The organism is Pedobacter sp. 01T416_2, from assembly GCF_056398925.1.
Genome location: NZ_JBFTQI010000197.1, coordinates 1 through 8,363, shown reverse-complemented (window position 1 = coordinate 8,363; position 8,363 = coordinate 1). Strand labels below are relative to the sequence as shown.

Here is an 8,363-nt window from a genome sequence, read left to right as displayed (position 1 = left end):
TACAACAGCAGAACCCATTTCACGCTCTGAGTTTTTGGTTAAGGCCGGATTGGTGGCAGCAGCAGTACCCTTAACTTCATTAAGCTGGGGCATTATTTCTGGCGCATACGATTATCAGGTACGACGGGTAAATTTAATCCTCCCTAACCTACCCAAAGCTTTCGACGGCATTACCATGGGGCAGATTTCGGATATCCACTCTGGAAGCTTTTACAATAAAACAGCCGTAAAGGGCGGTGTAGAAATGCTATTGGGCGAGAAACCCGATTTCGTTTTTTTCACCGGCGATTTAGTGAATAACCTTACCAACGAGGTAAGAGATTATCAGGATATATTTTCGAAAGTAAAAGCACCTCTAGGTGTATATTCAACATTGGGAAACCACGATTATGGTGATTATTTTTTTGGCAAAGAATCTTCTCCTGCCAAGGTAAAAAACCTGAAAGATATGGTTGATGTGCATAAAGTAATGGGATACGATTTACTAATGAACGAAAACCGGAGATTAAAAGTAGATGGAGAAGAAATCGGGATTTTAGGTATTGAAAACTGGGGAATGGGCCGCTTCCCTAAATATGGAAAAATGGAGCTTGCAGTTCAGCATACAGACGATTTACCGGTTAAACTTTTGCTTAGTCACGATCCTTCGCACTGGCGTGGAGAGGTTTTAAAGAAATATCCACAAATAGATGCGATGTTTAGCGGACACACCCACGGAATGCAGTTTGGCGTTCGTTTCAAAGAGGTTCAATGGAGCCCGGTGCAATACATTTACAAAGAATGGGCGGGTTTGTACCAGGAGCAAAAACAACAGCTTTATGTTAATGTGGGCTATGGCTTTTTAGGTTATCCGGGCAGGGTTGGTATTTTACCTGAGATTACAATATTTACTTTGAAGAGGGCTTAGACTAAACATGAGTGAGTTTTGAATGAGTGAGTTTTGAATGATTGAATGAGAGAATATCGGCATCAGGCCTAAAACATTCGCTAATTCAATCATTCTCTCATTCAAGAATTATATTTATCCCGCGTTAAAGCGATAACCTACCCCCCTAACAGTTTGTAATAACTGCGGATTATCAGGGTTCAATTCTATCTTCTTACGTAAACGCACAATATGCATATCAAGCGTTCTTGTATTCACATCAGAGTTGTAGCCCCACACCACCAACATCAATTCATCACGGTTGATAACTTTACCTGGGTTGCGCAAGAAATAAAGGAGGATACGGTTTTCCAATATCGTTAACTCGATCTTCTTTCCATCCCTAAACAACGTGTGGATGTTTGGATGATGTTCCATATTACCAAAACGGTGAATTTCGGCCGTATCTTTATTCACAATAAATTTCACCTTACTCTCCAACATCGCAACCAAAACATCCATATTAAATGGTTTGGTAATATAATCAGATGCACCAAAGTTATAGGCGTCAATTTTATCAACATCCTGCGCTTTAGCAGTCATCATAATGATCAGGTTTTCGAATCCTTGCTTGCGCACATTCTCACAAACTTCGGCACCCTGTTTACCCGGCATCATCCAATCCAATAAAACAATATCAGGCTGATCGGCAACAATCATTCTTTCACCAGCTTCGCCATCATTTGCTTCAAGCACAGTATAACCTTCAGCCTTTAAACGGTGGGCCACAAGAAAGCGAAGATTTTCATCATCTTCTACAATTAATATTTTTACTTCTTTTGACATTTGTATGTGTGTTTTATATGCGGTTGTAATGTTGAAACGCTGTAATGTTTAAAGGGTTAAACTCAACTTTACAACCTTCCAACTCCTAAAATTTAACTATTATAAGGCAGCACAATCTTAAATTCAGTACCACTTCCTACTTTACTTTTTACAGAGATTTCTCCCTCCATAAAGTTAACCAGTTCTTTGCAGAATGCCAAACCCAGGCCTACACTGCCCATTTGGTTATATTCATTCTGTATCCTGAAAAACTTCTTAAATATATTGTTTAATTCTGATGCTGCGATACCTATTCCCTTATCGGCAAACCGAAAAACCAGCACCCCTTTAATCAACTTTGCACTAATGTGTAATTTTTTCTGTTCTGGTTTCGAATATTTGTAGGCATTCTCTGCCAGATTATCGAATAAACTCCCCAATAATACCGGATCGGTAATAAAGGTTTTAAAGCCCACCACCTCGTAGGTAATATTAAAATCGGGATGTTTTAATGTATGCGATTCGATGGTACTTTCAATAAAATCTACAATATTAACTTCTTCCTGATTCAGCTTAATCGCCTTATTTTCAATCTGCGTAAAGGCCAGTAATTTGTTCATTAAGCCATTCAGCTTGTCGGCTTCTTCATCCAGTATCTTGCCATAAAGTTGCTGTTCCCTCTGGCTTAATGTAGTAGCACTTTTAATATTGTTTCCCGCAATCTTAATCACGCTGACGGGCGTTTTAAACTCATGCGTAAGGTTATTCACAAAATCGTACTGCAGCTTAAACATTTTGCTATTGATATTCAGGTTACGGTAAATCAAAAAAGCAACCAATAAAAGTACGCCGTATACCAATAAAAGCACCAGGGCGATCGGCATGAAGTAAATAAAAATTTCTTTCTTGATGTAAGATCTTGATGAAATAAGGTAGAGTTTAAAATCAGAAAATGCGCCCGGCAGAGCAATTTCGGTATTAATATTTTCGTCAGAAGTATCAATCGGATCGTAAGTCAACGGCTCAATCCTGATCGTTTGGTACAACAATGGCCTGGTATTGATGATCTTTATTTTATGTGCATCGAGATTAAAAACCAGTACATCCTGTTGATAAACAGGCGCTGGATTTAACTTCCGTCTGATCATATCTTTATAGGCCCTTAAATCTTCCCGACGCGGAATATTTAAATAGGTGATTTTATTTTCATTCGAGTTAACGATAGAAAAATTAGTAAACAATTCCTCTTGTGTAGGTACCGATGCTGTATCCAGATCCTCAACAAAAGTGGCAAGTTTTATGGCTATTGCATTAAAATCGCTCCCCACATTAAAAGATCTGGTATCATCTTCTGAATATAATTTTACCGAATCGGGTTTAACACCTTTGCCAAACTGAAAAATAGATTTAGGGCCAATACCTAAGTGGTTTGCGTTGATCCCATCTTTTACGGGAACATTCTTTACCTCTGTATCGTAAAAAGTAACCTTCGAGATAAAAGGATATTTTAACATCACGGTATCTACAAACTTTGCTGCTGTAGAAGAATCTAAAAAGCCACTATAATACGAAATCTCGGGCATTTTATTCTGAAAGAAATCGTTATAAGGCTTAATACTCTGCTCTAGCACGTTTACTTTCTCAGATACAAAATCGTTCTCAATCGATTTCTTGCTGTAGTTAAACGCTAAAAAAAGCGATAGAATAAAAAGAATGGAAATGAGTACAATGAAGGTTATACCGAGCGAGAAATTTTTACGATATCCACTTTTTTTATCTAAGGCCATACCCTATTTCTTACCTAGATTTTCCTGTAAAAATTCTTCTAATGCTTTGTACAGAGCAGTTCTACTTTGTTGACGTACTATAGGGTTTGGACCTTCTTCCTTTTCGATATAGGTAACCTGAACATTCCGTTTTTTCAGCTCTTTAATAAACTGAACACCTTCCGCTACATTAACACGAGGATCTTTAGGATTCTGTGCTATAAACACAGGCGCTTTAAACCGGTCGGCATGGAAAACAGGTGATGCAAACCGCATATAATCGGTATCTGTTACCGGATTGCCAACAATTTCATAATACATCTGCAAATTCGCTTTTAAAAACGGTGGGATGGTTTTCAGGTAACTAAACAAATTGATTACTCCTGAATTTGATCCACCACATTTATAAAGATCGGGATTTTTATACAAACAATTTAATGCAATATAACCGCCAAAACCATTGCCATAAATGGCGATTTTTTTAGGATTGGCAATTTTTTTGGCAATTAACCATTTTACACCATCGTTAACGTCTTCCTGGATTTTATCGCTCCACTGCTTAAAACCAGCGGCATAAAAAGATTTACCATAGCCGGTAGACCCACGATAGTTTACCTGCAAAACAGCATAACCACGGTTAGCCAAAAATTGAACTTCTGCATTATAGCCCCAACTATTTCTCCCTGCAGGGCCATTATGTGGCAGAACCACTACAGGCAAATTAACAGCCTTTTTATTTTTGGGTAAGGTTAAATAACCGTTAATGGTTAAATTATCCGAACTTTTAAAACAGATTGGTTTCATGACACTCATATCGCCCTGTTTAATAGATGGGCTAATATCAGTTAGTTTTTTAAGTTTATTCTCGCTAACGGTATAGAGATAATAGGAACCCGGATTTTTATCAGTAAATGTTCTTACCACAAAAACCTTGTCCATTTTATCTTTATCCATAATTTTCCATTCGGTACCTGGCAAAAGCCGATCTATTTTGGAATAGGTAATCTTCGTACTGTCATCCAGGTAATATTTTTCCTTTTTCCAGGTTTCGCAGGTTACAAAAAGCATTTTCTTTTGTGGTCGCGAATATTTTGCATCTACTACATTTAAGGTATCGTTTGCAAAAAGCACTTGTTTCTCTTTACCAGTTTTTAAATCGAGTGCCACTAGTGCATTCTTATCCCTATTTACATTTGAAATGACATAAAGTATATTAGGTTGGCTTTCGGAGAAGGCAACTGGCTGTAAAGTGGTTTCGAAATTATTGGTAATTACCGGAGCAAAGGCCTGGTTTTCGTTTTCCCGGTACATTAAAGTTTCGTTCACCCCATCACTCGCTACAGCAATTTTCAACACCCCTCTGTTATCTGTCATCCATTCGGTAATATTGCCGGGGTTTTTAGCTGCAATATCCATTTTACCATTCCGAACATTTAAGCGGTAAACATCGAAAACTGTCGAATCGCGTTTATTGGATGCAACAATAATGTATTTATCATCAATCAACTGATCTTCTATTACCCTCAACCTGTTTTTCTCGTTTGCACTCAGCTGAACCTGCTTGCTTCCATCTTTATTGATCACGAAAATATCCGATTTACGCTCTTTAGATTCATCTTCAGTATAATAAATCAACTCGTTATTGCTGGTCCAGAAATGAAAACTAATATTCTTCCCATTCAAATGGGTTAACTGAAGACTATTTCCAGTAGCAAGATCTTCAACAAAAAGATCAAGTTTTTTATCATGAAGCTTTAAATAAGAAAGACTTTTCCCGTCCGGAGAAATGCGATAATAGGCTTTATCCTGCGTTTTAAAAAAGTCGTCCACAGGAATAGTATCATTGTTAGCGCCTTTACAGGCCCAGATCAATGCAACCATTAACAATAGAAAAATCTTTTTTAGCATAAATAAATCCTTTACGGGATGACAAAAATAAGTATCATAACAACTTAACTGCGATTTACACCAACAATGTTACTTATGCAATCAATAATAAGTCGTKGTTCAATTTAGTATTTATAAAATACCTACAAAATAAAATACAGGTAACATTTAAAATACGTTTAATATCAATTGATGCTTTAGCTAAAGATGTATTAAAATGTTACATTTAAAACTTATAATTTAGGGTTTATGAACCGCTTGCTTTTCATCATATTCTTATTTCTATCTCTTTGGGCCAACGCACAAATCTTCCGTCCCAATCAACAGATTGCACCTGATGAAAGTAGCCTGGCCATTCAATACTATAATGATGGTGATTATGAAAAAGCAGTTGTGCTACTGGAAAAACTTTATGCCATACCCAATAACGAAGCCTATTTCGACATTTACTTTAATACATTGGTTAAACTGAAGCGTTATGACGTTGCGGAGAAAGTGGTTAAAAGGGAAATAAAAAAAAATCCACAGGGTGATGTTTATCCAATAGCATTGGGCAAACTTTATCAAGAGAAGGGTGATGTACAAGCGGCAAACAAGATTTTTACCGATGTTATTAATAAACTTCCGAAAGATGAATTTAAGATCAGGAATTTAGCCAATAGTTTTTATCGTTTTGAAAATTATGAATTTGCGGTTCAAACTTTTAAGCAGGGAAGAAAACTGTTGGGCAACGATCAACTCTTTGCCTTTGAGCTATTAAATATCTACCGTTTTAAAAAGGATAAGCCCATGCTCATGCAAGAGTACCTTGATGCCATGGGCACCATGCCGCAGCTTTTACCGCAGGCTGAAGCCGTACTGGCATCTATTTTTGAGGACAAAAACGATTACCAAACCTTTCAGGCAGCCATTTTAAGGAAAATACAGAAAGAGCCCGATGCCGAAATTTATATTCAGTTACTTACCTGGAACTATATTCAACAACAGGAATTTGATATGGCCCTGCGCCAACTAATTGCATACGATAAACGCACCAAAGCTGATGGAGGTACCTTGTTTAATGCCATTTATACATTTGTTGACAATGGCGCATACGAAACAGCGATTAAAGCTTACGATTACCTGTTAACTAAAGGAAAAGATAACCAGTATTATCTTCCTTCAAAAATAGAAATGCTCAATACCAAGTATAACCTGCGCACCAACGGGAAATATACAGTAGCCGACCTTGATCTGTTAGCGAAAGATTATCAGGCCTTACTGGACGAAAACGGCAAGAACAGAAACACACTTTTCGCGATAAAAAAACTCGCAAACTTGCAGGCTTACTATTTAAATCAACCCAGTAGTGCAGAAAAAGAACTGGAAGAAGCCATAAAAATGCCTGGCATTAACGATCAGGAGTTAGGCCAACTGAAACTCGATTTAGGCGATATTTATATTTTAACCAACCAACCCTGGGAAGCTTTTTTAGTGTACGAGCAAGTGAGCAAACAATTTGAGGGGCAACCCGTAGGAAATGAAGCACGCTTCAGGAGCGCAAAACTTTCCTTTTATCAGGGTAATTTCGAATACAGCAATGGCCAATGCTTAGTTTTAAAGGCTGCGACTTCACAACTCATTGCAAACGATGCGCTGAATCTGAGTCTACTGATTAACGATAATATTCAAACCCCTGCTGATAGCAACGCACTAAAAATGTATGCCGATGCAGAGATGCTTTTATTCAGAAACCTCCCTGAACGAGCAGTTAAAAAAATGGATAGTATTGCGATAGCGTTTCCACAAAATAGCCTAACCGACGCGATAATGATGAGTAAAGCAAGAATTCTCATCAAAGCCAACGATTTCCAAAAGGCAGCCGATATCTTGAAAAAGGTAACTGAAGATTTTAAAGATGGGATTTGGACAGACGATGCACTTTTTACATTGGGCGATCTTTATGAAAAGAAATTGAACGACATTGCGCAGGCCAAAATCTATTTCCAGAAACTTATTACGGATTACCCGGGGAGCATGTTCAGTGCCGAAGCCAGGAAAAGGTTTAGGAATTTACGCGGAGATGGAGTTTGATTAGTTCAATGGTTCATTAGTCATTAGTGCGTTCGTAATGGTTAATCGGTTAATTGTTGTAACTGGTTAATTGCCCCACACCCTCAACGCCAAACGCTATAACGTTTCCAGTCCCAAACCACAACGTTCCATTCTACCGCGCTGTGATCTGTATAAGTATGAATAACCTCGAAACCAATACGTTTATGTGCATTCATTGACCGTAAATTGATGCTTGCAATTTCGGTGATTGCGAAATCGTATTTAGATTTAAAATAATCTTTATAAGCCCCATAACATTGATCGAACAAACCTTTACCACGATAAGCCTGACTAACGCACACCTGCCCTACAACGATATAGGAATAAGAAGAAATGGATTTACCGTGATATTGCATGTGATCGAAACTTTCGTACATTTCAACCAATCTTGGGATATCATTTTTAGATTCCTCAGTCATTGCTAACACATAAGCCACTACCAATTCTTCATCTTTTGYAATAATGTTGGGTTCGTGCCGATGCATCTTTTCCAGATCATCAAGCGAATGCGAAACGGTAACAAAGCCTTCTTCTTTTATTTGTTCTGGAGTTAAATCTTTCTTTAAGTTTTGCTTTTGAAGCTCAAGAATGCCTTCAAGCTCTTTTGTAGTAGAAGATTTGGTAATGACAATCATTTCTGGATATGGATGGCTTAGGCATCTAATGCAATAATAGTTAAGGTTAGCAACAAAACGAAGCAAATTGCTGCCAAAATTAAAATTCTGGCGCCATGCTGCCTATCGGTTAGTGAATAAGAAAAAACCTTTTCGCCAGTATTTAATGTTCTCTTTTTCTTCATTAAATCCCAACCAATCATCAGCCCTAAAATGCCGCCGAAAATTGCAGTTAGGTACCCAGTATAAATATAATTACGTGTGGAATTGTCTATTTTTTGAGAGTCGTTAGTTCGTATCATGCTTAAAAAC

Annotated in this window: 7 protein-coding genes; 2 read left to right on the top strand and 5 right to left on the bottom strand. The window is 37.6% G+C overall.

Going from position 1 to position 8,363, the window contains the following annotated elements; genetic code table 11:
- A partial coding sequence (locus AC1DPQ_RS10570; RefSeq protein ID WP_477609174.1) for a metallophosphoesterase occupies positions 1-907 on the top strand: 907 nt, incomplete at its 5' end.
- A gap of 114 nt (positions 908-1,021) precedes the next feature.
- Here the strand turns inward: AC1DPQ_RS10570 and AC1DPQ_RS10565 are convergent.
- From AC1DPQ_RS10565 to AC1DPQ_RS10555, 3 genes are all read right to left on the bottom strand, one after another.
- Positions 1,022-1,711 (bottom strand): response regulator transcription factor, encoded by a 690-nt coding sequence (locus tag AC1DPQ_RS10565; RefSeq protein ID WP_029274172.1) that lies wholly within the window; start codon positions 1,709-1,711, stop codon positions 1,022-1,024.
- A gap of 92 nt (positions 1,712-1,803) precedes the next feature.
- Entirely contained in the window at positions 1,804-3,477 is a 1,674-nt protein-coding gene (locus tag AC1DPQ_RS10560) for a sensor histidine kinase (protein WP_477609172.1), read from the bottom strand.
- A 3-nt stretch (positions 3,478-3,480) separates the two neighbouring features.
- Complete coding sequence (locus AC1DPQ_RS10555) at positions 3,481-5,364, bottom strand: S9 family peptidase (protein WP_477578189.1); 1,884 nt, start codon at positions 5,362-5,364, stop codon at positions 3,481-3,483.
- A 228-nt stretch (positions 5,365-5,592) separates the two neighbouring features.
- On the opposite strand from AC1DPQ_RS10555, the gene AC1DPQ_RS10550 reads away from it, so the two are divergent.
- On the top strand, positions 5,593-7,416 hold the full coding sequence (locus AC1DPQ_RS10550) for a tetratricopeptide repeat protein (protein WP_477578191.1): 1,824 nt from the start codon (positions 5,593-5,595) through the stop codon (positions 7,414-7,416).
- An 83-nt stretch (positions 7,417-7,499) separates the two neighbouring features.
- Here the strand turns inward: AC1DPQ_RS10550 and AC1DPQ_RS10545 are convergent, their stop codons facing one another.
- On the bottom strand, positions 7,500-8,072 hold the full coding sequence (locus AC1DPQ_RS10545; protein WP_477609170.1) for a GNAT family N-acetyltransferase: 573 nt from the start codon (positions 8,070-8,072) through the stop codon (positions 7,500-7,502).
- 17 nt (positions 8,073-8,089) lie between these two features.
- A partial coding sequence (locus AC1DPQ_RS10540) for a hypothetical protein (RefSeq protein WP_477609168.1) occupies positions 8,090-8,363 on the bottom strand: 274 nt, incomplete at its 5' end.

Excerpts from the sequence above, each read along its gene's own strand:
- AC1DPQ_RS10555 (WP_477578189.1), bottom strand. The coding sequence starts at position 5,364 with ATGCTAAAAAAGATTTTTCTATTGTTAATGGTTGCATTGATCTGGGCC.
- AC1DPQ_RS10560 (WP_477609172.1), bottom strand. The coding sequence starts at position 3,477 with ATGGCCTTAGATAAAAAAAGTGGATATCGTAAAAATTTCTCGCTCGGT.
- AC1DPQ_RS10565 (WP_029274172.1), bottom strand. The coding sequence starts at position 1,711 with ATGTCAAAAGAAGTAAAAATATTAATTGTAGAAGATGATGAAAATCTT.
- AC1DPQ_RS10550 (WP_477578191.1), top strand. The coding sequence starts at position 5,593 with ATGAACCGCTTGCTTTTCATCATATTCTTATTTCTATCTCTTTGGGCC.